The 25,735-nt window shown below is 52.5% G+C and carries 22 protein-coding genes; 13 read left to right on the forward strand and 9 right to left on the reverse strand.

Going from position 1 to position 25,735, the window contains the following annotated elements; genetic code table 11:
- Window positions 1–173 precede the first annotated feature (173 nt).
- The 4 genes from ACS5NO_RS10865 to ACS5NO_RS10880 all read left to right on the forward strand — a co-directional run bounded on the left by ACS5NO_RS10865 (window position 174) and on the right by ACS5NO_RS10880 (window position 5,355).
- Window positions 174–701, forward strand: coding sequence for a (2Fe-2S)-binding protein (locus tag ACS5NO_RS10865; protein WP_439415178.1), 528 nt, complete (start codon window positions 174–176; stop codon window positions 699–701).
- A 4-nt stretch (window positions 702–705) separates the two neighbouring features.
- Window positions 706–1,716: an FAD binding domain-containing protein gene (locus tag ACS5NO_RS10870; RefSeq protein WP_439415179.1), complete on the forward strand. Its 1,011-nt coding sequence runs from the start codon at window positions 706–708 to the stop codon at window positions 1,714–1,716.
- The gene (locus ACS5NO_RS10875) at window positions 1,713–3,944 is read left to right on the forward strand and encodes a xanthine dehydrogenase family protein molybdopterin-binding subunit (RefSeq protein ID WP_439415180.1); all 2,232 of its coding nucleotides are present in this window, start codon (window positions 1,713–1,715) and stop codon (window positions 3,942–3,944) included. The genes ACS5NO_RS10870 and ACS5NO_RS10875 overlap by 4 nt, the downstream gene beginning before the upstream one ends.
- 67 nt (window positions 3,945–4,011) lie before the next feature.
- Window positions 4,012–5,355 (forward strand): DUF6600 domain-containing protein, encoded by a 1,344-nt coding sequence (locus ACS5NO_RS10880; RefSeq protein ID WP_439415181.1) that lies wholly within the window; start codon window positions 4,012–4,014, stop codon window positions 5,353–5,355.
- Between the two features lie 94 nt (window positions 5,356–5,449).
- On the opposite strand, the gene ACS5NO_RS10885 is transcribed toward ACS5NO_RS10880, so the two are convergent.
- The 4 genes from ACS5NO_RS10885 to ACS5NO_RS10900 all read right to left on the reverse strand — a co-directional run bounded on the left by ACS5NO_RS10885 (window position 5,450) and on the right by ACS5NO_RS10900 (window position 9,649).
- Complete coding sequence (locus ACS5NO_RS10885; protein ID WP_439415182.1) at window positions 5,450–5,923, reverse strand: YdeI/OmpD-associated family protein; 474 nt, start codon at window positions 5,921–5,923, stop codon at window positions 5,450–5,452.
- Between the two features lie 12 nt (window positions 5,924–5,935).
- Window positions 5,936–7,453: a malate:quinone oxidoreductase gene (locus ACS5NO_RS10890; RefSeq protein ID WP_439415183.1), complete on the reverse strand. Its 1,518-nt coding sequence runs from the start codon at window positions 7,451–7,453 to the stop codon at window positions 5,936–5,938.
- 143 nt (window positions 7,454–7,596) lie between these two features.
- Window positions 7,597–8,151 carry a GNAT family N-acetyltransferase gene (locus ACS5NO_RS10895; RefSeq protein ID WP_439415184.1) on the reverse strand — a complete coding sequence of 185 codons (555 nt, stop codon included), beginning with the start codon at window positions 8,149–8,151 and terminating at the stop codon, window positions 7,597–7,599.
- A gap of 133 nt (window positions 8,152–8,284) precedes the next feature.
- Window positions 8,285–9,649, reverse strand: coding sequence for a TrpB-like pyridoxal phosphate-dependent enzyme (locus tag ACS5NO_RS10900; RefSeq protein WP_439415185.1), 1,365 nt, complete (start codon window positions 9,647–9,649; stop codon window positions 8,285–8,287).
- A 61-nt stretch (window positions 9,650–9,710) separates the two neighbouring features.
- Between ACS5NO_RS10900 and ACS5NO_RS10905 the strand changes: the two genes are divergently transcribed.
- Window positions 9,711–10,118 (forward strand): GNAT family N-acetyltransferase, encoded by a 408-nt coding sequence (locus ACS5NO_RS10905; protein WP_439415186.1) that lies wholly within the window; start codon window positions 9,711–9,713, stop codon window positions 10,116–10,118.
- A 104-nt stretch (window positions 10,119–10,222) separates the two neighbouring features.
- Here the strand turns inward: ACS5NO_RS10905 and ACS5NO_RS10910 are convergent, their stop codons facing one another.
- The 4 genes from ACS5NO_RS10910 to ACS5NO_RS10925 form a co-directional block, all read right to left on the reverse strand.
- Window positions 10,223–11,149 carry a polysaccharide deacetylase family protein gene (locus ACS5NO_RS10910; RefSeq protein ID WP_439415187.1) on the reverse strand — a complete coding sequence of 309 codons (927 nt, stop codon included), beginning with the start codon at window positions 11,147–11,149 and terminating at the stop codon, window positions 10,223–10,225.
- A 132-nt stretch (window positions 11,150–11,281) separates the two neighbouring features.
- Window positions 11,282–11,596, reverse strand: a complete 315-nt coding sequence (locus ACS5NO_RS10915; RefSeq protein ID WP_439415188.1) for a DUF3817 domain-containing protein — start codon at window positions 11,594–11,596, stop codon at window positions 11,282–11,284.
- Window positions 11,597–11,854: 258 nt separating this feature from the next.
- Complete coding sequence (gene sufB, locus ACS5NO_RS10920) at window positions 11,855–13,300, reverse strand: Fe-S cluster assembly protein SufB (protein ID WP_439415189.1); 1,446 nt, start codon at window positions 13,298–13,300, stop codon at window positions 11,855–11,857.
- Between the two features lie 157 nt (window positions 13,301–13,457).
- Window positions 13,458–13,946 (reverse strand): Lrp/AsnC ligand binding domain-containing protein, encoded by a 489-nt coding sequence (locus tag ACS5NO_RS10925; protein WP_138990507.1) that lies wholly within the window; start codon window positions 13,944–13,946, stop codon window positions 13,458–13,460.
- Between the two features lie 491 nt (window positions 13,947–14,437).
- On the opposite strand from ACS5NO_RS10925, the gene ACS5NO_RS10930 reads away from it, so the two are divergent.
- The 4 genes from ACS5NO_RS10930 to ACS5NO_RS10945 all read left to right on the forward strand — a co-directional run bounded on the left by ACS5NO_RS10930 (window position 14,438) and on the right by ACS5NO_RS10945 (window position 19,286).
- Window positions 14,438–15,664 carry a DUF819 family protein gene (locus tag ACS5NO_RS10930; RefSeq protein WP_439415190.1) on the forward strand — a complete coding sequence of 409 codons (1,227 nt, stop codon included), beginning with the start codon at window positions 14,438–14,440 and terminating at the stop codon, window positions 15,662–15,664.
- Window positions 15,665–15,761: 97 nt separating this feature from the next.
- Window positions 15,762–17,549, forward strand: a complete 1,788-nt coding sequence (gene lepA / locus ACS5NO_RS10935) for a translation elongation factor 4 (RefSeq protein ID WP_439415191.1) — start codon at window positions 15,762–15,764, stop codon at window positions 17,547–17,549.
- A 111-nt stretch (window positions 17,550–17,660) separates the two neighbouring features.
- Window positions 17,661–18,395: an OmpA family protein gene (locus ACS5NO_RS10940; RefSeq protein WP_439415192.1), complete on the forward strand. Its 735-nt coding sequence runs from the start codon at window positions 17,661–17,663 to the stop codon at window positions 18,393–18,395.
- A gap of 120 nt (window positions 18,396–18,515) precedes the next feature.
- Window positions 18,516–19,286, forward strand: a complete 771-nt coding sequence (locus ACS5NO_RS10945) for an oxygenase MpaB family protein (RefSeq protein ID WP_439415193.1) — start codon at window positions 18,516–18,518, stop codon at window positions 19,284–19,286.
- Between the two features lie 184 nt (window positions 19,287–19,470).
- Here ACS5NO_RS10945 and ACS5NO_RS10950 read toward each other — a convergent pair whose 3' ends face one another.
- A complete protein-coding gene (locus ACS5NO_RS10950; RefSeq protein WP_439415194.1) occupies window positions 19,471–21,207 on the reverse strand; it encodes an FAD-dependent oxidoreductase in 1,737 nt (578 codons plus the stop codon).
- A gap of 164 nt (window positions 21,208–21,371) precedes the next feature.
- On the opposite strand from ACS5NO_RS10950, the gene ACS5NO_RS10955 reads away from it, so the two are divergent.
- The 4 genes from ACS5NO_RS10955 (at window position 21,372) to ACS5NO_RS10970 (ending at window position 25,728) form a co-directional block, all read left to right on the forward strand.
- Complete coding sequence (locus tag ACS5NO_RS10955) at window positions 21,372–23,045, forward strand: pyruvate dehydrogenase complex dihydrolipoamide acetyltransferase (RefSeq protein ID WP_439415195.1); 1,674 nt, start codon at window positions 21,372–21,374, stop codon at window positions 23,043–23,045.
- Window positions 23,046–23,146: 101 nt separating this feature from the next.
- Window positions 23,147–23,686: an ATP-dependent protease subunit HslV gene (hslV, locus tag ACS5NO_RS10960; RefSeq protein ID WP_114404681.1), complete on the forward strand. Its 540-nt coding sequence runs from the start codon at window positions 23,147–23,149 to the stop codon at window positions 23,684–23,686.
- Window positions 23,687–23,828: 142 nt separating this feature from the next.
- Entirely contained in the window at window positions 23,829–25,319 is a 1,491-nt protein-coding gene (locus ACS5NO_RS10965; RefSeq protein WP_439415196.1) for a sensor histidine kinase, read from the forward strand.
- Window positions 25,312–25,728 (forward strand): response regulator, encoded by a 417-nt coding sequence (locus tag ACS5NO_RS10970; protein ID WP_439415197.1) that lies wholly within the window; start codon window positions 25,312–25,314, stop codon window positions 25,726–25,728. Before ACS5NO_RS10965 ends, ACS5NO_RS10970 begins: the two co-directional genes overlap by 8 nt.
- The last annotated feature ends 7 nt before the right edge of the window (window positions 25,729–25,735 follow it).

Here is a 25,735-nt window from a genome sequence, read left to right on the forward strand (position 1 = left end):
TTTGCGACGAAGTACGCCGTCGATAACCGGAAAACCAATCAAACCGGCTAATATTTCGAGAATGGGCAAGGTGGTGCCAGCGCCTTCCCTGGGCCGGAGCCTAACAAATAACTGTATTCTTCAACATTTAACCGCTTCCGTCGCTTAGCTTGGTACGTTATGAACCACGCACTATGCAAACGACCCTATCCCCCGGCTCTGTAGCGAGCCTGGCACCTTCGCTGCCGGAAAAACACGCCGTCAAGCTCACCATTAATGGCACCGTTCACCACCTGGAATTGGCACCGTGGACGACGTTGCTCGATGCCCTCCGTGAATACGTCAACCTAACCGGTACGAAAAAAGGCTGCGATCATGGCCAGTGCGGAGCCTGCACGGTGCTGGTCGATGGCAAACGGATCAACTCCTGCCTGACGCTGGCCGTTATGAAGGATGGTTCGGACGTCACCACCATCGAAGGACTTGCCGGAGAAAACGGCCTGCATCCGTTGCAAACCGCCTTTATCGAACACGATGCCTACCAATGTGGTTACTGTACGCCCGGTCAAATCTGTTCGGCGGTCGGACTGATGCAGGAAGGCCGTGCGAAAACCGCCGACGACATTCGGGAATTGATGAGTGGTAACATCTGCCGCTGTGGAGCCTATCCCCACATCGTCGATGCCATTCAGGAAGTGATGCAACTTGACCCCAACGCCTGACGCTATGAACAGTTTTTCGTATGCCCGACCCAGCGACATCAGCATGGCCGTAGGCGAACTGGCAACCCATGAGGGAGCCAAATTTATTGCAGGAGGAACCAACCTGCTCGATTTGATGAAGGAGAATGTCGAACGGCCCAACCGGTTGGTAGACATTAACCGGCTGACACTGAATACCATTGACGACACCGAAGACGGTGGACTTCGACTTGGTGCGTTGGTGACGAATGCCGATACGGCGTATCATCCGGCTGTCGAAAGCCGGTATCCGCTGCTGTCGCGGGCCATTTTGGCGGGAGCATCGGCGCAGTTGCGCAACATGGCCACCAACGGTGGTAACCTCTTCCAGCGGACCCGCTGCTATTACTTTTATGATCTGGCAACGCCCTGTAACAAGCGTGAACCGGGGTCAGGCTGTGGGGCAGTTCATGGCTACAACCGGATTCACGCCATTCTGGGTACGAGCGATCAGCAGCCTGAAACGACCTGCCTTGCCACCCATCCGTCGGATCTCTGCGTGGCCCTTATGGCCCTCGATGCTGTCGTTCGGGTGACGGGACCGAATGGGGATCGAACCATTCCGTTTGCGGATTTTCACCGTTTGCCCGGTGATGAACCCTGGCGCGATCATACCGTTCAGCCGGGTGAGTTGGTAACGGCCATCGATCTGCCCGCCAAAGGATTTTCGGACTATAATGCCTATATCAAAATTCGTGACCGGACTTCCTACGCCTTCGCACTGGTGTCGGTGGCGGTGGGTCTGGAGATTGAAAATAACCACATCACCGACGCCCGGATTGCGCTCGGCGGGGTGGCGCACAAACCCTGGCGCAAGCCCGAGGTGGAAGCCATGCTGGTGGGCCAAAATCTGTCAGAAGCAGATTTTCAATCCGTAGCAGACGCTCTTTTGGCCGGTGCCAAAGGATATGGACACAATACGTTTAAAATCGAACTGGCCAAACGCGCCATTGTCCGGGCATTGAAACAGGCCGCTAAACTTGAACCCGCATCATGACCAAATACATCGGAAAATCCATCAATCGTGTCGACGGTGTAGCCAAAGTCACGGGAAAAGCAAAATATGCTGCTGAATACAAAGCTGCGGACCTGGCGCATGGCTGGGTGATTTCCAGTTCCATTGCGAAAGGAAAAATTACCCGCATCGATGCCGAAGCGTCACTTCAACTACCGGGCGTGATTCAGGTGTTTTCTCACGAAAACCGCCCCGGTTTGGCCTGGTTCGACATGAGCTACAAAGACCAGGATGCGCCACCGGGTTCGCCCTTCCGGCCGTTGCGCGATGCGACGGTGAAATACAGCGGCCAGCCGGTGGCTTTGGTCGTGGCCGAAAGTCTGGAACTGGCCCGGTATGCGGCTTCGCTGATCCGGATTGAGTACGAAGAAGAAGAACACGAAACGGCGCTGGAGCACAACCTGCACCGGGCGCGGGAACCGAAATCGGGCGTTGCCAGTTTGCTCAAACCGCCACCGCCCAAACCACGCGGTGATTTCGAAAAGGCTTTCCAGCGGGCAGCGGTGCAGGTTTCGGGAACGTATGTCCACTCTGCCGAGCATCACAACCCGATGGAGATGTTTGCTACGACGGTGGTGTATGAAAAAAACGACAAGCTGACGATTTACGATAAAACGCAGGGGGCACCCAACAGCCAATTGTATGTTTCGCAGGTATTTGGCATTCCCTTTAAGGACGTCCGGGTTATTTCGCCCTTCGTCGGGGGCGGTTTTGGTGCCGGTTTGCGTCCGCAATACCAGTTATTCTTAGCGGTTTTAGCCGCCCGTGAACTCAAACGATCGGTTCGGGTTTCGCTCACGCGCCAGCAGATGTTTACGTTTGGACACCGCCCGGCTACGGTTCAGAACGTGTCGCTCGGCGCTTCGGCGGATGGAAAGCTTGAGGCCATTTGGCACGATGCCGTGGGAGAAACCTCTCAATTTGAGGATTACACCGAAATTGTCGTGAACTGGGCGGGCATGTTGTATCCGGCTCAGAATGTGACGTTGACCTATAATCTGGTGCCTCTGGATGTCTATACTCCGATCGACATGCGCGCGCCGGGTGGGGTAACCGGCATGTCGGCCCTGGAGTGTGCCATCGATGAATTGGCTTATAAAGTAGGTATGGATCCCGTTGAATTTCGCCTGAAAAACTACACGGAACGCGACATGAACGAAGACCTGCCGTATTCGAGCAAGGAATTACGGGAATGTTTCCGGCAGGGTGCCGAGCAGTTTGGCTGGTCGAACCGAACCCCCGAACCGCGCTCCATGCGGAACGGCCATACGCTGGTCGGCTGGGGCATGGCCACCGGTATTTGGGAGTCGATGCACATGCCCGCGCGAGCGGAAGCCGTGCTGACGGTCAATGGAAAACTCCGGGTCAGCAGTGCTACCGCCGACATCGGAACCGGTACGTATACGATTATGACCCAGATTGCCGCCGACACGCTCGGTATGCCCATAGAAGACGTTATTTTTCGACTGGGAGATACTGATATGCCCCTGGCACCCATTCAGGGCGGTTCCTGGACGGCAGCCACGGTAGGTTCCGCCGTGAAAGTGGCTTGCGAGGATTTGGGGAAAAAGCTCTTCAAAATGGCTCAAAAAATGCCGCATTCGCCATTTGCTGATGTGAAACTGGATGAGATTGTTTTTGAGAATGCCCACATCCGGCTCAAAAAGGATTCGTCTGTAGCGGTTTCGCTGCTGGACATCGTCGGAACGAATGGCGGGCGGGCCGTGAGTGAAACATCGACGTCGTTGCCGAATATGCTGGAGCAACGCAAATACGCCCGGGCGGTTCATTCGGCGGTTTTTGTGGAAGTGGAGGTCGATGAAGATTTCGGAACGGTTCGGGTAACGCGGGCGGTGACTGCCGTAGCGGGCGGACGAATCTTGAATCCGAAAACCGCCCGGAGTCAGATTATTGGCGGCATGGTGTGGGGCATTAGCAAAGGGCTGGAGGAAGAAAGCGTGATGGATCACCAGTTTGGCCGGTTTATGAACCACTCGCTGGCCGAATACCATGTTCCGGTGAATGCTGATATTCAGGGTCTTGATGTGATATTTGTGGAAGAAACCGACACCATTGTGAATCCGCTGGGGGTGAAAGGACTGGGAGAAATCGGGATTGTCGGCATGCCGGCGGCCATTGCCAATGCGGTTTTTCACGCCACCGGAAAACGGATTCGGAGTTTGCCCATTACGCTGGATAAACTGTTGTAAAGTAGATTAAACCTTTGGCTCTTTCGTTTATCAAAGGAACAGTTCTACTTTTAACGTCCGACGGGCCATGAAAACACGACGAATCATACCGGCTTTTGGGTTGATCCTATTCTTTTTAATCGCGCTGGCGATGCCTCAAAAAACGATGGCACAACCCGGCGTCGATATGCCAGTGGAGTCCTTTTACGACGAATTGGCTCCTTATGGACAATGGACCCGAAACCCGACCTACGGTCAGGTCTGGATGCCGGATGTGCCGGGTGATTTTCAACCCTATGCGACCAACGGACATTGGGCGGTAACGGAATATGGTAACACCTGGGTGTCGGATTACGACTGGGGTTGGGCACCTTTTCACTACGGACGCTGGTTGTTCGATGACTATTACGGACGCTGGGTCTGGGTTCCGGACAGCGAATGGGGACCGGCCTGGGTGAGCTGGCGTTCCGGTGGTGGCTACTACGGCTGGGCTCCGCTCGGGCCAGGCATGAGCATCAACGTGAACATCAACCTTCCGTTCAATTACTGGACGTTTGTTCCGCAGATGTACATCACCAGCCCGCGCGTTTACAGCTATTGCATTCCCAGAACCCGGGTCGTCAACGTGTATCACAACACGACCATCATCAATAACGTATACCGGTACAACAACCGGTCGTATGGCTACGGCCCGCGTCGGGATGAAATGGAACGCTATACCCGCCGGAGTGTACCCGTGTACCGGGCCAACGATATTGCGAGTCGTGGCGCGTATGGAGCCCGGGGTGGAAACGGAAATTCCACTCGGGGTGATAACCGGGGAAGTTATAACGGAAATGGAAATTACAACGGCAATAACCGGGATGAGGTAGCCGGGAACTATCCGAACTCAAACCGTTCGAACCGCTATGACAATGACCGTAATGCAACCAATCGGGGCGACAATTCGATGAACCGCAACGACGGCTTCAACAACCGCCGGAATGCTGATAACGCAAACCGCCCGGATTACGAGAATCGTTCCAATTCTTCGAATTCAAATCGTCCCGATTTTGACAACCGGTCGAACTCCCGTCCGTCAACCCGTCCTGATTTTGACAGTCGGTCCGGTGCCGGAACAATGCCAAACCGGGTGGAAAGCCCTTCCGAAAACCGTTCGAACCGCAGCTACAATCCGGGTGCGGGCTCTCCGTCGGTCGAGCGTCGGGTCGAAAGCCGGAGTTATCCCCAGCCGGATCAGTCCAGCCAACGCTCCCGTTGGTCGGGTGGTGGTGGAGGAAGTGAAAACACTCCGCAACGGGTAGAACGGCCCCAGGGCCAGGGAGGCCAGTTTCAGCAACGCTCTGCCGACCGGCCGCCCCGGCAGTATCAGGAGCGTCAAAACTCTTCCAATCGGGGTGAGGGAGGTGGTGGCCGTCGGGGTCCGCAGTAACGATTAAAACGCCAACGAAGTGGTCACGAACAGCCTAACACACGGTTCGTGACCGCTTTTTTCATAATACATCCTGGCGCGACAGAATTGTATTTTATTTCGTTTTCAACCGGTCGATCATCATAATGGCACGATCCACGCGGACCTGGACGTTTTTGGCTCCGTCGATGTAATACATGATGCTGCGTTGCTTGCCGGGCGTCAGGGCCTGAAAATACCGGTTTCCTTCTTCGTCGATAGCCAGCAACTCCTGAAGCTCTTCCGGCATTTTTCGGCCATATTCACTTTCATCTTTCCAGATTACCGCTTTTACGCTGTCACCCAACCGCACTTTAAGCTGCTGACGGATAGGGGTTCCGATGCTGATCATAAACGAACCGTCGCCTTTGGGTCGGAGGGCACAGTGAAACTCGACGGCGCCGTTGAGCAGGCACATGATGCGTACTGCCGACTTTTGCGTAAACTGCTGCACCACCTCGTCGGGAACACCAATATAATGCGCTCCTATCGAGTGTGTAAATCGCTCGATCACCGCGTCAAACCGGACGGCATCGTTGGGTGCTGCCATGATCTGACTACTTTAAAGAACCGGTTCAGTCTCCTTGAGCCCCAACACTTCACTCGTCCAGGCCCGGGTCTGGTGCGCCAGTTCCGCATTGGTCGCCAGCGATTGCCCGTACGACGGAATCATCTGCTTCAATTTGGTCTGCCAGGCTTCCGTACGAAGTTGGGTGGGAAAACACCGGTTTAGCAGGTCGAGCATGATGGAAACGGAGGTCGATGCACCCGGCGACGCTCCCAAAAGGGCCGCAATGGAACCATCGGCTGCACAGACGACTTCCGTGCCGAATTCCAGAATACCGCCTTCTTCGGGGTCTTTCTTGATGACCTGAACCCGCTGACCGGCGGTTTCCAAGTCCCAGTCTTCCATTTTGGCCGCCGGGAAATAGTCTTTCAACGCGGCCAGCCGATCCTCCGGCGATTGCCGCACCTGATCGATGAGGTATTTCGTCAACGGAATATTGTGCAAACCGGCCGCCATCATGGGCAACAGGTTATTGGCTTTAATGGATAATGGCAGGTCCATGAACGAGCCATTTTTTAGAAATTTCGTTGAAAAACCGGCATAGGGGCCAAACAGGAGGGCTTTTTTGCCGTCGATCATCCGTGTATCGAGGTGCGGAACCGACATTGGGGGAGAGCCGACAGCCGCTTTGCCGTAGACTTTCGCTTCGTGCTGTTCAACGATGTCCGGGTTGTTGCAGATCAGCCATTGGCCGCTTACCGGAAAACCGCCAAAACCTTTGCCTTCGGGGATGTCGGCTTTTTCGAGCAGGGGCAGGGAGCCACCGCCCGCGCCAATGAAAATAAAACGAGTGCGCAGTTCCCGTTTCTTGCGTGTCGACCAGTTTTTTACCGTGATTTTCCAGGTACCGTCTTTCTCCTGTTCCAGGTCGCGAACGTCGTGGGCCAGCCGGATCGTAAAGCCGTCCATTTTCCGGAGGTAGTCGAATAAAGCGCGGGTCAGGGCGCCAAAATTGACGTCGGTTCCAATGTCCATGCGGGTAGCAGCCACTTTTTGATCCGGTTCCCGTTCATTCATCACCAGCGGCATCCACTCTTTCAGTTGTGCCGGATCTTCGGAATAGAGCATTCCTTTGAACAGGTGGTGATTGTCGAGCGCGTCGTGCCGCTTTTTCAGATAGTCGACGTTCTTTTCCCCCCAAACGAAGCTCATATGGGGAATTTCGTTGATAAAAGTTTCGGGCGAGGGCGTAATGTTTTGCTGAACCAGATAGGCCCAAAATTCTTTGGAAACCTCGAACGACTCGGCAATTTTAACGGCTTTGGAAATATCGACCGATCCGTCTTCTTTTTCCGGAGTATAGTTTAATTCGCAAAAAGCGGAGTGGCCGGTTCCCGCATTATTCCAGGCATCCGAACTTTCGGCGGCCAACACATCCAGCCGTTCAAACACTTCGATGGTCAGCGTTGGGTCCAGCTCCTTGAGTAACATGCCGAGCGTGGCACTCATGATTCCGGCTCCGATCAATACAACGTCCGGGTCTTTCTGTATAAATCGACTACTTTGTGGCATAATCAGTAAAACGCGTGGTCTATTCTATAAAACTATAATTATTGCGATGTAATTCACTGTTTTTTAGTAACTTCTTTGGAATGTATGTTGTTTTTTCAGGCAATTTTTCGGACTCATTTGACCAGTACAATTTATGCCGGTATTTATTCAATCGGGGCTAATCGGGCGTAATAAACCGAATCGAGAAAACGACCGTTGAAGAATTTATTTTCTTTGAAATGCCCCTCTTTCCGAAAACCGCTTCGCTCCAGAACGTTGGCGGATGCGGTATTGTCCGGATCGACAATAGCTTCGATGGAATGGAGTTGTAGCCCCCGAAAACCGTAGTCAACCACCGCCAGTAGGGCTTCCTGCATCAGTCCGCTGCCGTGGTAGTCCGAATGCAGCAAATAGCCGACTTCGGCCCGGTAGTTTTCTTTCTGAAAGCGAACGAAACCAATGGTTCCGATCACTTTGGGTTCGTTTTTTAGCATGATTCCCCACGTAATGCTTTCGCCGGCCCGAATCAGTTCATCAAATCCCCGGATCAACAGAATCGCATCGTCCACAGATTTCGCCAGGGGGCGGGGAATAAACCGCATCAGGGTTTCATGGGAACGAAGGGCAAACAAATCATTCGCATCGCTTTCGACCAATTGCCGGATTCGCAGTCGGTCGGTAGAAAGGATGGGGAAAGGATCGAAATTTACGGTTAGCATGAATCAAGATGTGGTTTCCTTCACTTACTGTTCGATATTCGTTATTCAATATTTATTATTCGATATTTATTGATTTTACCTTTACAACATCGAACAATGAATATTGAATAACGAATATTGAAGTTTTTAACCATCAGGCAATCAACGGTGTATCCAATTCCGCCAGCGACTCCAGAATTTCTTCCTGCGTCACTTCATGTTCCACCAGCTTGCCCGACAGATACTGCTCGTACGCACTCATGTCGAAGTGGCCGTGGCCGCAGAGGTTGAACAAAATCGTTTTGGCCGTTCCTTCTTCTTTGGCCCGTTGCGCTTCCCGAATGGCCGTCGCAATGGCGTGCGTGGCTTCCGGTGCCGGAATGATGCCCTCGGTTTTGGCGAATTTAATCCCCGCTTCGAAACACTCCAACTGCTTGAGTGCCTGCGCTTCGATTAGCCCGTCCTTGAGCAACTGGCTTACGATAGCCCCCGCGCCGTGGTATCGCAGACCGCCCGCGTGAATTGGGGCCGGAATGAAATTGTGACCGAGCGTATACATCGGCAGGAGGGGCGTCATGCCCACCGTGTCGCCCAGGTCGTAGCGGAACACCCCGCGCGTCAGCTTGGGACAGGAAGCCGGTTCGGCGGCAATGCAGCGGATTTTTTTGCCTTCTTCCAGATTATACCGCAGAAATGGAAACGTGATTCCGGCAAAGTTGGAACCGCCCCCAAACGGAGCGACAATAATATCCGGGAAATCACCAGCCTGCTCCAGTTGCTTGATGGCTTCGAGACCGATGACAGTCTGGTGCATCAGCACGTGGTTGAGCACCGAGCCGAGGGCGTATTTGGTGTTTTCGTCCTGAAACGCCAGTTCGACGGCTTCCGAAATCGCTATGCCCAGGCTACCCGGCGAATTGGGGTCGCCCGCCAGGATTTTCTTGCCGGCTTCGGTGCGGTTTGAGGGGGAGGGGTACACCGTGGCGCCCCAGGTGTTCATCATGATTTTGCGGTACGGTTTGCCGTCGTAACTCGCCCGAACCATGTAGACCTCACACTCGATGCCAAACAGTTGACAGGCAAAACTTAGTGCGCTACCCCACTGACCCGCACCGGTTTCGGTCGTAATGCGCTTAACGCCAGCCTGTTTGTTGTAATACGCCTGCGGAACCGCCGTGTTGGGTTTGTGCGATCCGGCGGGGCTGCCCCCTTCGTATTTGTAGTAAATTTTGGCGGGTGTGTCCAGCAATTTTTCCAGACCATAAGCCCGGAACATGGGCGTGGGACGCCAGATTTTATAGATTTCGCGGACTTCATCGGGAATATCGACCCATTTGTCAGTCGTGACTTCCTGCTTGATCAATTCCATTGGAAACAACGGCGCCAGCATGTCGGGGCCAATGGGTTCTTTTGTGCCCGGATGCAGCGGTGGGAGTGGCTTGTTGGGCATGTCGGCCACGATGTTGTACCATTTTTCGGGAATTTCGGCTTCGCTCAGGATAAATTTTTTCTGTGCCATGCGTTTACGGGGTCTGGAAAATATTGAACCCCTAACTTAGCAATTTACCCGATGTATTGTGATGACGATTCGACAAATTAAACCGGAACATACGTATGCACTGCGTCACGAGGTGCTGTGGCCCGATAAACCGTTTGACTACGTGGTGCTGGAAGAAGACGCCGAAGGGCATCATTATGGGGCTTTCCAGGATGCAGATCTGGTGGCGGTTATTTCACTATTTGAAGAAAACGGGGTCGCCCGTTTCCGGAAATTTGCCACCCGCCCCGATTGCCAGCGGCAGGGCGTTGGCACGCACCTGTTGAAAAGGGTCATTGATGAAGCCCGGAATCTGGGTGCCCATACGCTGTGGTGTGATGCCCGGCTTTCGGCGGCTGATTTTTACCGGCGGTTTGGCATGGGACCGGAAGGAGAAGTGTTTCACAAAGGGGAAATACCGTATTCGAAATACGTGTTGAAACTGATCTGACAACCGGATAGACGGGCATAAAAAAGCCCACGGTTTGAACCGTGGGACAATTGTATGAAATAGTCATCCGTGTGGGCAACCGTTTTAACGGTTTTAACCCCATGCTATTTGAAACTATTCACCATGCTGTTGTGCAACGTCCGGGGACTCCAGTAACCGCTGGCGATGATCCGGCGAACGGAAAGCAACGGATTTTCGTCGTCGCGTTTCCTTTCCGCCAATTGATAGGCACCCAGATAACCCCGTTTTTTCAGTTCAACGGTGGCTTCGTGGTTCCAGAGGCCGAACGGATAGGCAAAATGCCTGACCGGTTTTCCGGTGATGGCTTCCAGTTTTTTGGTCGGTTCTTCAATCTGCGTCACCCAATCCTGGCCCTGGTATTTCTTGACGTTGTGGTGATCCCAGGTATGACAGCCGATGGTATGCCCCCGGTCGGCCAGGTCCTTGATCTGCTGTTTGTCCATGTAGGGCTGGTAGCCGCGTCGTCCGATGGCCACCGTCATGATGAAAAAAGCGGCTTTGTAGTTGTGCTTCTCCAAAATGGGAACGGCGGTTTCGTATTGGTCCAGGTCCCCATCGTCGAACGTAATCATGACCGGTTTGCTGGGCAGCGGGGCGCCGGTGGTCAGATACGCATACAACTGATCCGGCAGAATGGCGTGGTAGCCGCTGTCGGCCAGCATTTTGATCTGGGCTTCAAAAACCGAGGTGGGGCAGATGTAATCTTTTGCACTTTTCGAATCCTTGGCGCGCCATTCCCGAATTTGGTGGTAGCACAAAATCGGCACCTGTTTTCGGCTCAGGATGGTAGCGGCATCGGCGATCTTGCCGGCCGGAATCGTTGCCGGGTCGAGTGTGGTTCCGGGTTCTGTTGTGGTCGATGAAACCGGGATGGCGGTCGCTACCGTGGCGCTATCACTATTAGTATCAGTGGTTTGCGAGGTTTCTTTTGTTTGAGAGCAGGAAACCTGGATAGCGGCAGTTAATAGCGAAATGGCAAGGGGTACTAGGGCACTCTTTGTAATACTCATCTTCTTCCGGGCGACACAATTGGATGGTGAAATGGAGTTGGTCCGGGGAAATATACGCAAAAGGTTTTGTTGGTAACTCCGGAAGTTATTCAAAGTGCCGACTATTTTTTTTGCAAAAGCGTTTCGCTCTGACTATGAGACAGATTGTTCCGCTTCCTTTTTCAAACGCCCTTCCAGCCAGAACGTGCCGAAGGGTACTAAGGAAGCAACAAAGGCCACGACCACGCGGATGAACGACCAGCGACGGTCGAAAGCAACGGCAATCAGAGCGATGAGGTAGGCGATAAACAGAACGCCGTGTGCCCAGCCAACGTACTTAACGGCCAGCGGCCAACCCGCCCAGTATTTCAACGGCATGGCAATGCCCAGCAGAACGAGGTAGGAGATACCTTCCAGAATACCAATGAAACGGAAACGACTGAGTGGGGTTTTGAGGGAAAGGGGCATAAATGTCAGTTAAAATAAGATTCCGATTATGTATTGTACGCAAAAGTACGGCAGCCGATCTTTATATTCCTGTTATGTTGGAATAAGACGGTTTAAGCTTTCGGATAGGAACACGGATGAAGCGGATTGCACGGATTTGAGCAGATGAAAATCCGTTTTAATCGTTTTAATCCGTTTCATCCTCGTTCCAATCCGAAAGCTTAAAACAAAAAAGGCAAGCCGAAGCCTGCCTTTTCTATGAATAGTCAGAAAGCAGGATTATCCCACACTTCCTTCCAGACTGATTTCCAGTAATTTCTGAGCTTCCACCGCAAATTCCATCGGCAACTGGTTCAGCACTTCTTTGGCATAACCATTGATGATCAGGGCTACCGCCTGTTCGGTTGGAATACCGCGTTGATTGCAGTAAAACAGTTGGTCTTCGCCGATTTTCGAAGTCGTCGCTTCGTGTTCAACAGTCGCCGTCTGGTTGTTCACTTCGATATACGGGAAAGTATGCGCTCCGCAGCGATCGCCCAACAGGAGGGAGTCGCACTGGGAGTGGTTCCGGGCATTTTCGGCCCGCTTGAACACCTGCACCAGACCCCGGTACGAGTTCTGACTTTTTCCCGCCGAAATTCCTTTCGAAACAATCCGGCTTTTGGTATTCTTTCCGACGTGAATCATCTTGGTTCCGGTGTCGGCCTGCTGGTAGTTGTTGGTCACCGCGACCGAATAAAACTCACCGATCGAATAATCACCTTTCAGAATCACCGACGGGTATTTCCAGGTGATGGCCGAACCGGTTTCAACCTGGGTCCAGGAGATTTTCGAATGAGCGCCTTCACAAATACCGCGTTTGGTCACGAAGTTGTAAATACCGCCTTTCCCTTCCTTGTCGCCCGGATACCAGTTCTGAACCGTCGAGTATTTGATCTGGGCTTCTTTGGCCGCAACCAGTTCAACGACAGCCGCGTGCAACTGGTTTTCGTCGCGCATCGGGGCCGTACAACCTTCCAGATAACTCACGTAGGAGCCTTCGTCGGCCACGATCAGCGTCCGTTCGAACTGCCCGGTTCCGGCCGCGTTAATCCGGAAGTAGGTCGAAAGTTCCATCGGGCAACGAACGCCTTTGGGAATGTAGCAGAACGAACCGTCGGAAAAAACCGCCGAATTGAGGGCAGCAAAGTAATTATCCCTCGGTGGAACCACCGAGCCTAAATATTTCCTGACCAGTTCGGGGTATTCCTGCACCGCTTCGGTCATCGAGCAGAAAATGATGCCGAGTTCTTTTAGTTTAACTTTAAAGGTCGTGGCAATGGAAACCGAGTCAATTACGGCATCGACCGCAACGCCCGACAGCCGTTCCTGTTCCTGCAACGAAATGCCCAGCCGCTCGAAGGTCGCGCGCAGTTCGGGGTCGATTTCGTCCAGGCTATTGATGGTTTTTTTCTGCTTTGGAGCAGAGTAGTATTTAAGTCCCTGATAATCAATAGCCGGGTATTTGAGGTTAGGCCAGTGGGGTTCAGACAGCGTCACCCAGTGCCGATACGCCTTTAACCGCCATTCCAGCATCCATTCCGGTTCATTCTTCTTGGCAGAGATAAACCGAACGATGTCTTCGCTCAGGCCAATCGGTGCCTCATCCGCTTCAATCAGCGTTTCGAAACCGTACTTGTATTCGGAATTGGTAATACTCTCTAAAATTTCAACGTCTTTGCTCATGATGGGTTGCGGGCTAATACACGCAAAAGTCTACAGGATAACACAACGGACCGGGGGACTGTTCCATTCTGATTAGGCAAATATCGGAAAGTTTCCCTTTAATTTGGTAAAACCGGGTAAACTAAGCCGCGGAATGCCGGATGGTTGGGTAAATTCTTTATTCCTTATCGGCAGGCACATTAACCCCAAACGGAATCGGTCGCGAAATCCGTTCTTCCAGCGAAATAAACGTCTCGGTTCGTTGAATACCGCTCACTTTCTGAATTTTATCGTGTAAAACTTCGCGGAGATGCTGGGTGTCCCGGCAAACAATTTTGGCAAAAATGCTGTAAATACCGGTCGTATAATGGATGTTGACGACTTCGGGGATTTTCAATAATTCGGTAGCAACGTCTTCGTAAAGGGAGCTTTTGTCCAGGTAGATGCCCAGAAAACCGCTGATGTCCCAGCCCAGCTTGGTATGATCGATGACCAGTTGAGAACCGCGAACGATGCCCATCTGCTCCATTTTTTTCATCCGGACGTGAACGGTACCGCCCGAGACAAAAATCCGTTTACCGATTTCAGTGTAGGCCATGTTGGCGTCTTCCATCAATAACGTGAGGATCTTGAGATCGACATTGTCAATCTCTAAATTTTTTTCCATTTGAGCCGCTAAATTTTTAATATCCTCAACAAAATAAGTGATCTTTTGAGAAAACAGAAATTTTTCCAAATTTTTTCTAAAGAATTTGTAAACTTCAACGGTTTTGCATTAACTTTGTATTGTTCAATCGGTCAGAAAGGTCATGCGGCCGGTTAGACAGCGTTCTTTTTACCTTGTAGGATGTCGAAATTGGCAGACGTGCCCTCCTGTCTCGGGGGTGGTGAGTTCGGGATAAACGCAGCATAATGCCGCTTGCAAAAGCGACTGGGGTTGACCACCAGAAGTTGTACTGTAGCTAACCGCACCGTGGGTGGTTCGAGTCCCCCTCCTACAGCTTATGGCCTGATTTTAATCAGCCGCAACATAATTAAGGCTTCGGCAGCTCAATTTGGTTTCTGTAGCTGCATTCCGATTGGTTTTTAGTTTGTTGATGAAGTGTAATCTTAACACGCCGGCTCAGGTTGAGGCCGGCGTTGTTTGTTATAGCTCAGATGTCAGACCCCATTACCCTCGGCGCCCTTTTTCTGATTTTAGCAGCGGTTCTGACCACCGCTGACAGTGCACGCCCTTTCTGGCAGAAATTCTACCATTACGTTCCGGCAACGCTTCTCTGTTACTTTATCCCTTCTTTATTAAACACCTTTGGGCTGGTCGATGCCGACAACACTGAATTATACCCCGTGGTGTCGCGCGTCCTGTTACCGGCTTCCCTGGTTCTCTTCACACTGAGTGTCGATTTTAAAGCTTTTCGGCGGTTGGGTCGTAAGTCCATCCTGATGTTTGCGGCTTCGGCCATCAGCATCATGCTCGGCGGTCCGCTGGCGGTTTGGGCCATCGCCCAGGTTGCGCCGGAACTGGTCGGCGGGCAGGGACCAGAGGCTGTCTGGCGCGGACTGGCCACGCTGGCCGGTACCTGGATTGGTGGCGGAGCCAACCAAACCGCTTTGAAAGAGGTTTTTCAGCCGAGCAGCAATCTGTTTTCCGCCATTGTTACCGTCGATGTGTTTGTGTCCAATCTCTGGTTGGGGGCGTTGCTCTACGGCGCAGGCCATTCCGCTGCCATCGATCGCTGGCTGGGTGCCGACGCCAGTGCGGTGGAAGAAGTGAAGGAACGGATTCAGAATCAGGTCAATGCCATTCGCCGAATTCCCTCCGCCACCGATTTGGTCGTGATTTTGGCGGTCGGTTTCGGAGCCACGGCGGTTGCTCATGCGCTGGCCGACCAGATTGCACCTTACATTGACCGGAACTCCCCGCTACTCAGCCAGTTTAGCCTGAATGCGCCGTTTTTCTGGATTGTTGGTCTGGCCACGGCCATCGGTATTGGGCTTTCCTTTACTAAAGCCCGGAATTTGGAAGGCGCGGGTGCGTCGAAAGTTGCCACGGTTTTTTTATACCTGATGATTGCCACCATCGGCCTGAAAATGAACATCCTGGCCATTGCCGATCACCCCGGTTTAATTCTGGTTGGCGTGGTCTGGATGCTTTTTCATGTCCTGCTGATGATCGGTTTTAGCCGGTTGATCCGCGCTCCGTATTTCTTTCTGGCGGTGGGCAGTCAGGCCTGCATCGGTGGCCCGGCCACCGCACCCATCATTGCGGCCGCTTTCCACCCGGTTCTGGCGCCGGTGGGTGTTCTGATGGCGATTTTAGGATATGCTGTTGGAACCTATATGGGTTATGTCTGCGGGATCTTGATGCAGTTGGCATCGCCCTAACCCGGTCAGGGTCTTAGACCACTACCCGGGTGAAGAGAATCTGCGGTTTTTTAAGTATTTTTGCATTTACACCGAGACAGACAACCGTTTTCAAAGCGTGAAGCACATCCGTAATTTTTGCATAATTGCCCACATCGACCACGGCAAAAGCACGCTGGCCGACCGATTACTTGAGTTTACAAAAACCATTGGAGAGCGCGACATGCAGGCCCAGTTTCTGGACGACATGGATCTGGAGCGCGAGCGTGGGATTACCATCAAGAGCCACGCCATCCAGATGGATTACCTTTATAAAGGTGAAAAATACACGCTGAACCTGATCGATACGCCGGGTCACGTGGATTTTTCCTACGAAGTTTCCCGGTCCATTGCCGCCTGTGAAGGCGCTTTGTTGCTGGTGGATGCCGCGCAGGGAACCGAAGCCCAAACCATTTCGAATCTGTATCTGGCGATGAATAACAATCTGGTTATCATTCCGGTACTGAACAAAATCGATCTGCCCGGTGCCATGCCGGAAGAGGTGAAAGACGAAATGGTGGATCTGATCGGCTGTGAACGCGAGGACATCATTCCGGCGAGTGGCAAGGAAGGCATCGGGATCGAAGCCATTCTGAATGCCATCGTTGAGCGTGTACCACCGCCGAGCGGAGATCCCGAAGGCGAACTCCAGGCGCTGATTTTTGACTCCCAGTTCAATTCCTACCGGGGCATCGAAGTTATTTTCCGGGTTAAAAATGGCCGCATTCGCAAGGGTGATAAGGTCAAATTTATGGCCACCGGGAAAGAATATTTTGCCGACGAAGTCGGTACACTGAAGCTCAGCCAGGTACCCAAGGAGGTCATCGAGTGTGGCGACGTCGGCTATCTGATTTCGGGGATTAAAGTGGCCAAAGAGGTAAAAGTAGGGGATACTATCACCCGCTTCGCTGCCCCGGCAGCCGCGCCCATCCAGGGCTTTGAAGAAGTCAAGCCGATGGTTTTTGCCGGTATTTATCCGGTCGATACCAGCGAGTATGAAGAACTTCGCGAAGCGATGGAAAAGCTCCAGCTCAACGATGCCTCGCTGGTTTGGGAACCGGAAACCTCGGCAGCCCTCGGTTTTGGGTTCCGTTGTGGTTTTCTGGGAATGCTGCACATGGAAATTGTGCAGGAGCGTCTGGAGCGCGAATTCGACATGACCGTGATTACCACCGTGCCGTCCGTGCGGTTTGAAGTGATTACGACAAAAGGAGAAACGCTTCAGGTTAGCGCCCCCGCCGAAATGCCCGATCCGAGCAGCATCGATTGGATTGAAGAACCGTTTATTAAAGCGCAAATCATTACCAAAGCGGAATACGTTGGCGCGATTATTGGTTTGTGTATGGACAAACGCAGTTTGTTCAAAAACCAGGTGTATCTGACCGCCGACCGGGTCGAACTCCAGTTTGAAATGCCACTGGCGGAAGTAGTTTTTGACTTTTTCGATAAGTTGAAAACCATTTCGCGCGGCTACGCTTCGCTTGATTATGAGTTCCTGGGCAACCGGGAGTCGACGATGGTGAAGCTCGACATCATGCTGAATGGCGAAGGGGTCGATGCGCTTTCGGCCATCGTTCACCGCGACAAAGCGTATGAATGGGGCAAGAAACTTTGCGAAAAATTGCGGGAATTACTGCCCCGTCAGCAGTTCGAAATTGCGATTCAGGCGGCTATCGGCCAGAAAATCATTGCCCGCGAAACCGTAAAAGCCCTGCGCAAGGACGTTCTGGCAAAATGTTACGGTGGTGACATCAGCCGAAAACGGAAGCTGTTGGAAAAACAGAAAAAAGGGAAGAAGCGGATGCGCCAGGTGGGTAATGTTGAAATTCCGCAGGAAGCGTTTATGGCGGTTTTGAAAATAAATTAACCGGTTTACGGTTTTCCGTTTACGGTGGCTGACGCGAGAGAGATAGGCTTGCGTCAGCCACCGTAAACGGAAAACTGTAAACCAATTTGCAAAATCACGATGCGTTGTTGCATGATACTTGTTTGGCTAATCATATTTCCAGTTTCTGCCTGCCTGGCACAATCCGGGGCCAAACTGGTGAAGAGCCACACGACAGACTTTGTGATCAAAGCGTTTGACGAACAGACGAAAGTCGAGGTTTCGGCTGCTTACCAGGTGCAGGCGGTGCTTTCGAAGAAGAAATTCAGTGGACGAAGCCAACCGGGTCGGGCGTTTGCTTTTACGCTGGGGCGGAGTGATACGGTGGTGATTAATACAACCGCAAAAGGCTATTATGCGATGGAGGAAGTGCTGTTTGTGCCTTGTGACACCTGCGCGAATTATGAACACCTCGCGTTGATGGAGAAAGTGGGCGTGACCAAAACCGTGCAACCTGACAGCGTTTTCCGGGATTTGAAAGTCAACGACAAAATCCGGCTCGACAATGTGTATTTCGACCAGAGCAGTTACATCCTGCGGAAAGAATCGTATCCACAGCTCGACATGCTGCTGAAAACGCTAAAAAGTTACCCTAAACTGGTCATCGAAATTGCGGGCCATACCGACAACGTGGGCGACCGGCGTCTGAACCAGTCCCTGTCTGAAAACCGGGCGCGGGTCATCACCAACTACCTGATTCAGCGGGGAATTCCCGAAAACCGCCTTCAATACCAGGGCTACGGGGACAACCGCCCGGCCGCTCCCAATGATAATGAAGCCCATAAGAAACTAAACCGGCGCGTCGAATTTACGGTGTTGAAATTATAAGCTTTGCCACCGCTGACCGGGTCTTCGACCACAACGGTGCCCCGGCGCTGACAGGGTGAGGCATTTTTTTAGAAAAAATACGTTATCAAGGTAGAAACCATCTGACTGCCGACTGTACTGATGCGCTACTTTGTTCGTGAAGATTCAATCGTTCGAAAAATTTGGGGAGATGCGGATGTAATTCTCCTCATTTTTGCGGGTGGAGCCGCTGAATTTGCCCTCAACCGGGCGGTAGACTGGCTGTTTTATACCGGAAAACTGCCCGCTGATCCGATTGGGCGGTTGTTTTCGACGGTTAAATATGCCCAGGAAATTGTGTTCATGCCGAACGAAAAAGCCGTGGCTGCCATCAACCGGATGCGGGCGATTCACGGGGGCGTCGAAAAAAGCCGGGGGTACCAGATTCCCGACTGGGCCTACCGCGACGTCTTGTATATGCTGATCGACTATTCCGAACGGGCTTTTCAACTCCTGCACCGCCCGCTGACCAACCCGGAACGCGAGGAACTGTTCGATACCTTTCTCCGCGTGGGCGAGGGCATGGGCGTTCCGGAGATTCCGCAGAATTATGCCGACTGGCAACTTGACCGGCAGCTTCATCTGGACCGGGATTTGGCGCATAGCCCGTTTACGGATAAACTTTTTGAACGGTATCGGGAGGAGTTGGGCAACTGGCGGTACGGCCTGTTGTTGCAGGCACAATCATTGCTGGTTCCCAAACCGGTTCATGAACGACTCCCCTTACCGGATCGGCCTGTCCTGGCGTCGATGCTTTGGCTTTACAAGGTTCTGGAGCGGTTACAGTTGCGGTCGATTACCCAACGGATTTTGCTGCCCCCGGCCTATCTGAAGCAGGTGCGGGAGCTGGATCGGGAAAAAACGCCGGTATAATTACTTCGTTTGGGAATAATTAAACTTCAATATTCAATATTCGTTATTCATTGTTCGATATTCTATCCATGCAGAAGATAGTAGGCTCAAGGACTGAATATTGAATATTGAACACTGAATAACGAATATTGAACAACGAACACCGAATAACGAAATTCTGCTCCAGGTACATAGCAAATCAATGCTATTTCGGCCAATGGGTTTCAATTCCCTGGCTTCTCACCACGTTCTGAAACTCCTCCAGCAGCGGTTTTTGCGCCCGGACCGCGCGGGGAATCACGTTTTTACCGAGAGAAAAAGCGACCAGTTGTCCGACGGCCTCCCCAATGCTCCATTCCACCGGATGAAGCCGGTAACAGCCGTTGGTGATGTGCGTCGTGCCGATATTTTTGTTGGCAGGAAGCAGGTTTTCCATCCGTTGAGGAAGTAGGGCACCCAATGGAATTTGAAACGGCAGCGAACCGAAATCGATGTAGTTATTGCCCCGGCTGCTGGGGTGCAGGTCGATGTGATAATAGCCTGTGCCCACGCTGTCGTAAAATTCTGCCGCCGTGTTGCCGGTTTTTTGTCCGGTAATCAACGCCCGGTTGGCCGCGCCGACGTGTTCTTCCAACACGGTGAAAACCGCTTTGATCCGGCGCGATTCCCGGACGTACGGATATTTTGCCATACCGTCTTCCGTGCCCATAATGTCGGGACGAAACCGCAAACCGGGCCAGCCCTGACCACCGTCGGGCCGGGGCGCTTCGGTCTGGAGCCAGTAGAAAAGCGAAAGGCTAAGCTGCTTGCCGCCATCGACGTGCTTTTTGAATTCCTTCTCGCTGACGCCCACCAGATTACCCAGAAAATAATCGTTCTGCGGCCAGTTGACGACCGTGATATCACTGAGAAAAGTACCAGGTTTAAAATTGTTTTTGTTGATCAGCCGGCGGTAATTCCACAGATTCAGCGCCGAACCCGTCGCAATGCCTTCGGGATGAAAGCCCAGCTTTTTGGGCTCCAGCGTCGAGGGGTTCGAGTAGGAGAGATCCAGCAGTTTGCCCGACCAGGCGGGCGTAAGTTTTGGAACCAACTTTTGCCAGAAAGCGTAGTCTTTCGGTTTTTCGATCAGGTGTTCTGTTTTCTTTTTATTGATCTCGGGAACATAATCCATCGCAAAACAAACCGTAAAGGACTGCTGGTTACCTGGGTCGGCTTTTTCGGGTGCGTGTAATTCGCCGGTTTCCTTTTTTGACTCAGTGCCGGTAACAAATTCGGTGCCGGTCAGCGGCAGCAAATCGCCCAGCTCGGTGGCGTCGACGAAATACGGAGCCGTCAGCACTACTTCTTTTCCACTGCGGTAACTAAGTGCTTTCAAAGCCCGAACCCGGTCGCCGGACGTGTCGGCCCCCGTGATTTTGTGTTCCAGCAACACAATTAACTGCTGCGAACTCTGGTAGGGCGCCAGCATGTCCTGCAAAACCGCCACGGCCACCCGGGGTTCGTGACACAGCCGCGAAACCGCTCCATCGCCCGGATTGAGGTGTTTGCGGTTTTTGGCTTCGTCGGTCAACGGGTAATTCCGGATATAATAGTCGCGAACGGCGGTGCGGAAGGTCCGGTAAAGCTGCGTGGCACCGTGGGTTTCGATCCACTGGTGTTCGTCGGGTGGTACGCCCTGCTGCGAAATCTGTCCACCAATCCAATCGGTTTCTTCCGTCAGAATAACCCGTAAATTAGACCGCAAAGCCGCCAGCGCAGCCGCACAGCCGCCTAATCCGCCACCGGCGACAACTACATCGGCCGAAAATTCGTTACTACTTTTAGAAGGGGCAGACCAGCCTGATGCAGTTGATACTGGCGTTGAAGAAGAAAAAGAAGTCGAAGCGGCAGCCGTAAGACCGCCAACTACAGCAGTTTCAATGAAAATTCTACGATTCATAGGTGAGATAACCGGAAAAGGCGAAGTGAACCATTTTTTGACGGCAATTTGCAAATCAAAGCGGATAAGTGGAAACTTCGCCTTAGATTAACCAACTTTCCCCGCTTTCTTCTAATTTTGAACACTCGAAGCAGAACTACTGATATACTTGCACAAAACCGCATATGGCAGAATTAATCCGAATGCCCAAGATGAGCGACACCATGACCGAAGGTGTCATCGCTGAATGGCATAAGAAAGTAGGCGACACCGTCAAGTCGGGCGACGTGCTGGCCGAGGTCGAAACCGATAAGGCGACGATGGATCTGGAGGCTTACGACGAAGGGACGTTGTTATACATTGGCGTTGAAAAAGGCCAGTCTGTACCGATCGACGGCATTCTGGCCGTGGTAGGAAAGTCCGGTGAAGATTTCAAGGCCTTGCTGGATGGCAATGGTTCTTCCAACGGTTCTGCGGAACCGAAGGCCGAGGCCCCCGCCGAAAAATCCGCGCCTGCACCCGCTTCCAACGGAACAGAACAACCAGCCCCCAAAGCCCCGGCACCTGCGGCCCCGGCCGCCAACATCAACGCATCGATCATCCGGATGCCCAAGATGAGCGATACGATGACTGAAGGAACGATTGTGGCCTGGCATAAAAAAGAAGGGGATACCGTGAAATCGGGCGATGTGCTGGCGGAAGTCGAAACCGACAAGGCAACGATGGATCTGGAAGCCTACGAAGAAGGAACCCTGTTGTACATTGGTGCGAAAGAAGGAACGGCGGTGGCCGTCGATGACGTGATTGCCGTCGTTGGCGAAAAAGGCGCCGATTTTCAGGCCCTGCTGCAAGGCGGTGGACAACCCGCTGCGGCTGCTCCGGAACCGGAAGCTCCCAAAGCCGAAGCCCAGCCAACGGCAGCTCCCGCCGAAGCATCGACCGGCAACGGACACGATAGCCGGGTGCTAGCTTCTCCGCTGGCCAAGACGATTGCCAAAGAAAAAGGCGTTGATCTGGCGCAGGTGCAGGGCTCCGGTCCCGACGGACGCATTGTCAAACGCGATGTCGAAACCTTCCAGCCTGCCGCTCAACCGGCCCCGGCACAAGCTGCTCCGGCTCCTGCTGCCAAACCGGCTGCTCCCGCACCCGTTGCGCAAACCGCACCGGCGGCTCAGGAAGGCGGTTACGAAGATATTCCGCTGAGCCAGATGCGGAAAACCATCGCCCGCCGGTTGTCGGAAAGCCTGTTTACCGCGCCACATTTCTATTTGACCATGGAAATCAACATGGACAAGGCGATGGATCTGCGCGGCAAAGTCAATGAGGTGAGCCCGGTGAAAGTGTCGTTCAATGATTTCGTTCTGAAAGCCGCTGCCCTGGCGCTGAAAAAACACCCGGCGGTGAATTCCTCGTGGCTGGGCGACAAAATCCGGCGGTATTCGTACGTCAACATTGGCGTTGCGGTGGCCGTCGATGAAGGTCTGCTGGTACCGGTGATTCGCAACGCGGATCAGAAAACGCTGTCGACCATTGCCGCCGAGGTGAAAGACCTGGCCGGCAAGGCGAAAGATAAAAAACTCCAGCCGAAAGACTGGGAAGGCAGCACATTCTCGATTTCCAACCTGGGAATGTTCGGCATCGACGAATTTACGGCGATCATCAACCCGCCCGATTCCTGTATTCTGGCGATTGGCTCGATCAAACAAACCGTCAAATTTGAAGGCGAGGTGGCCAAACCCACCAATGTCATGAAAGTGACCCTTTCGTGCGATCACCGTTCTGTCGATGGCGCAACGGGCGCGTCGTTCCTTCAGACGTTCAAAGGTCTGCTGGAAAATCCGTTCGGGATGCTGGTGTAAAATGGGTTTATGGTTTACAGTTTACGGTTTATGGTTTAGGCATCCTTTCCCGACTAGACTCCATAAACTGTAAACCATAAACCATAAACTGAAAAAATCGAATGCAAAAAATTCACGCCACAACCGTCATTGGCATTCTGCACAATGGCGAGATTGCGCTCGGAGCCGACGGCCAGGCCACGATGGGCAATACCATTGCCAAAAGTAACGTTCGAAAAGTACGCAGCCTGATGAACGGCAAGGTGCTGGCCGGTTTTGCCGGTTCCACCGCCGATGCTTTTACGCTGATCGAACGATTTGAAGAAAAACTCAATGCCTACGGTGGCAACCTGAAACGGGCCGCTATCGAACTGGCCAAGGACTGGCGCACCGACCGGTATTTGCGGAAGCTGGAGGCCATGTTGATTGTGGCATCCAAAGACGACCTGCTGGTTATTTCCGGAACCGGTGATGTGCTGGAACCGGATAACCAGATTGCCGCCATCGGCTCCGGCAGCATGTATGCCCAGTCGGCGGCCATCGCCCTGAAAAAACACGCTTCCCAATTGACGGCGGAAGAAATGGTTCGGGAAAGCCTGCATATTGCGGCAGATATTTGCATTTACACCAACCACAATCTCGTGGTTGAAACGATTCGGTAATTATCTGGTTTAGGTTTACGGTTTATAGTTTACGGTTTACGGTTGGCTGACGCACTCGATAAAGGCTTGCGTCAGCCAACCGTAAACCGTAAACTATAAACCGTAAACTGAAAACCGTAAACCGTAAACAGACCAACTGTCTATGAAAGGTTTGCGTGCTGTTTTGCCCAAAGCAGTCAGAAAGCGGATCACCTTCGGTTTCGGTACGGCCTTGTTGCTGATTGCCTTGGGGTTCGGGCTGACCTTGTACAGTTACAACCAATACCGGAAAGCCAGCGACCGGATTGAACACAGTCAACAGGTTACCAACCGGTTGGGGCGCATCCTGTCGTTGATTACGGACGTCGAAACCGGCGAAAGAGGGTATCTGGCTTCTTCCGGAGACGGGATTTACCTCGAAGCCTTCGACGTGGCCGTGCCGCAGTTTACGCCGGAATTGAACGAAATTCGCAGACTCGTCGCGGACAACCCGCAGCAACTCCGGAATGTCGATTCCCTGTCGAAGCGGATCGATACCAAAATCGCGACGGCCTACCAGCAGGTCGATGCCGTTAAAAAGAAGTTGCCGATTTCCATTGCGCGGACGTATATGCTGCTGGGGAAATCCCGCATGGATCGGGTTCGCCAATTGCTGAAAACCATGAACGAAATCGAGCAGGCCCGGTTTGAAACCTACTCCAAAGCCGCCGAAAATTCGTTTCGCAATACGCTGATTATTATTTTTACGTTGTCACTTCTGACATTCGTAACCCTGATTGTTTCGTATAACTTGCTTGAAAATGAGTTGAATACCCGGCAAAAAACGGAAGATCAACTGCGGGCTTACGAGGATGAATTACAGGATAAAATTCAGTTGCTGGAAATTTCGAACGAAGAACTGGAACGGTTTGCCTTTGTGGCTTCGCACGACATGCAGGAGCCGCTGCGCAAGATTCAGTCGTTTGGCTATTTGCTGCGCGACCGGTACGAAGAAGGGCTGACGCCGGATGGGGTGATGTATTTGAACAAGATTCTGCAATCGGCGGAGCGGATGTCGAAAATGATCAAGGACCTGCTTAATTTTTCCCGCATCTCCAGCAAAAAAGAACCGTTTCGGATGGTGCGGCTGGCCGATGTGGTGCAGGGCGTTCTGTCGGATCAGGAACTGAAAATAAAAGCTGCGGAGGCCGTCTTTCACATCGATAAACTGGCCGTGATAGAAGCCGTACAGAGCCAGATGGACCACCTTTTTTCCAATCTGATTTCGAACGCACTAAAGTTTACGCAGCCCGGTAAGGCCCCGGTTATTACGATCAAGGGGGGGGGCGTGGATGGCGATATGTACCCCGAACTTATTCCCGGGAAAAAATATTACCAAATTACGGTTGCCGACAACGGGATCGGTTTTAATGAAAAATACATCGACCATATTTTTAAAATTTTCCAGCGCCTGCACGGAAAAAGCACCTACGAGGGAACCGGAATCGGGCTGGCCATTTGCAAGCGCATCGTTACCAATCACAAGGGCCTGATTACAGCCCAAAGCCAGCCCGGTGTGGGCACGACCTTTATCATTTTATTACCCGAAAAGCAGACGCAGTCTATACATGACAATGCAACAACCCACGAAACCAGTACATATACTATTGGCTGATGACGACGAAGACGACCGGTTTTTAACGCGGGAAGCTTTTCGTCAGCAGTTTCCGGTGACCGAAATGAGTGTTGTTGAGGATGGGGAAGAACTAATGGAATTTTTGCGTCGAACGGGCCGCTACGAGTCGTCGGGTCATTCGCTGCCGGAGTTGATTTTGCTGGATTTGAACATGCCGCGGAAAGATGGCCGCGAGGCTTTGCAGGAGATTAAGTCAGACCGTGAACTCCGGCATATTCCCGTTGTGATTCTGACTACCTCCGACGCCGGTATCGATATTGACAATTCCTACCTGTGGGGAGCCAATAGCTTCATTACCAAGCCGTCTTCTTTCAAGACCTTGATGGACATTACGCAAACCATCGGTGACTACTGGTTCAATGTCGTGAAAGTAAGCGGCCGGAATTAGAAAAACG

Source organism: Larkinella fluvii (assembly GCF_051857545.1).
In the GTDB taxonomy this organism is placed as follows: Bacteria; Bacteroidota; Bacteroidia; order Cytophagales; family Spirosomataceae; genus Larkinella.

What these genes read in the sequence shown, in the direction of transcription:
- sufB (WP_439415189.1), bottom strand. Translation starts at nt 13,300, where the DNA reads ATGAGCAAAGACGTTGAAATTTTAGAGAGTATTACCAATTCCGAATAC.
- ACS5NO_RS10930 (WP_439415190.1), top strand. Translation starts at nt 14,438, where the DNA reads ATGTCAGACCCCATTACCCTCGGCGCCCTTTTTCTGATTTTAGCAGCG.
- ACS5NO_RS10955 (WP_439415195.1), top strand. Translation starts at nt 21,372, where the DNA reads ATGGCAGAATTAATCCGAATGCCCAAGATGAGCGACACCATGACCGAA.
- ACS5NO_RS10915 (WP_439415188.1), bottom strand. Translation starts at nt 11,596, where the DNA reads ATGCCCCTTTCCCTCAAAACCCCACTCAGTCGTTTCCGTTTCATTGGT.
- ACS5NO_RS10885 (WP_439415182.1), bottom strand. Translation starts at nt 5,923, where the DNA reads ATGGCAGCACCCAACGATGCCGTCCGGTTTGACGCGGTGATCGAGCGA.
- ACS5NO_RS10950 (WP_439415194.1), bottom strand. Translation starts at nt 21,207, where the DNA reads ATGAATCGTAGAATTTTCATTGAAACTGCTGTAGTTGGCGGTCTTACG.
- ACS5NO_RS10895 (WP_439415184.1), bottom strand. Translation starts at nt 8,151, where the DNA reads ATGCTAACCGTAAATTTCGATCCTTTCCCCATCCTTTCTACCGACCGA.
- ACS5NO_RS10870 (WP_439415179.1), top strand. Translation starts at nt 706, where the DNA reads ATGAACAGTTTTTCGTATGCCCGACCCAGCGACATCAGCATGGCCGTA.
- ACS5NO_RS10965 (WP_439415196.1), top strand. Translation starts at nt 23,829, where the DNA reads ATGAAAGGTTTGCGTGCTGTTTTGCCCAAAGCAGTCAGAAAGCGGATC.
- ACS5NO_RS10875 (WP_439415180.1), top strand. Translation starts at nt 1,713, where the DNA reads ATGACCAAATACATCGGAAAATCCATCAATCGTGTCGACGGTGTAGCC.
- ACS5NO_RS10925 (WP_138990507.1), bottom strand. Translation starts at nt 13,946, where the DNA reads ATGGAAAAAAATTTAGAGATTGACAATGTCGATCTCAAGATCCTCACG.
- ACS5NO_RS10905 (WP_439415186.1), top strand. Translation starts at nt 9,711, where the DNA reads ATGACGATTCGACAAATTAAACCGGAACATACGTATGCACTGCGTCAC.
- ACS5NO_RS10880 (WP_439415181.1), top strand. Translation starts at nt 4,012, where the DNA reads ATGAAAACACGACGAATCATACCGGCTTTTGGGTTGATCCTATTCTTT.
- ACS5NO_RS10865 (WP_439415178.1), top strand. Translation starts at nt 174, where the DNA reads ATGCAAACGACCCTATCCCCCGGCTCTGTAGCGAGCCTGGCACCTTCG.
- ACS5NO_RS10940 (WP_439415192.1), top strand. Translation starts at nt 17,661, where the DNA reads ATGATACTTGTTTGGCTAATCATATTTCCAGTTTCTGCCTGCCTGGCA.
- ACS5NO_RS10900 (WP_439415185.1), bottom strand. Translation starts at nt 9,649, where the DNA reads ATGGCACAGAAAAAATTTATCCTGAGCGAAGCCGAAATTCCCGAAAAA.
- ACS5NO_RS10910 (WP_439415187.1), bottom strand. Translation starts at nt 11,149, where the DNA reads ATGAGTATTACAAAGAGTGCCCTAGTACCCCTTGCCATTTCGCTATTA.
- ACS5NO_RS10945 (WP_439415193.1), top strand. Translation starts at nt 18,516, where the DNA reads ATGCGCTACTTTGTTCGTGAAGATTCAATCGTTCGAAAAATTTGGGGA.
- ACS5NO_RS10890 (WP_439415183.1), bottom strand. Translation starts at nt 7,453, where the DNA reads ATGCCACAAAGTAGTCGATTTATACAGAAAGACCCGGACGTTGTATTG.
- hslV (WP_114404681.1), top strand. Translation starts at nt 23,147, where the DNA reads ATGCAAAAAATTCACGCCACAACCGTCATTGGCATTCTGCACAATGGC.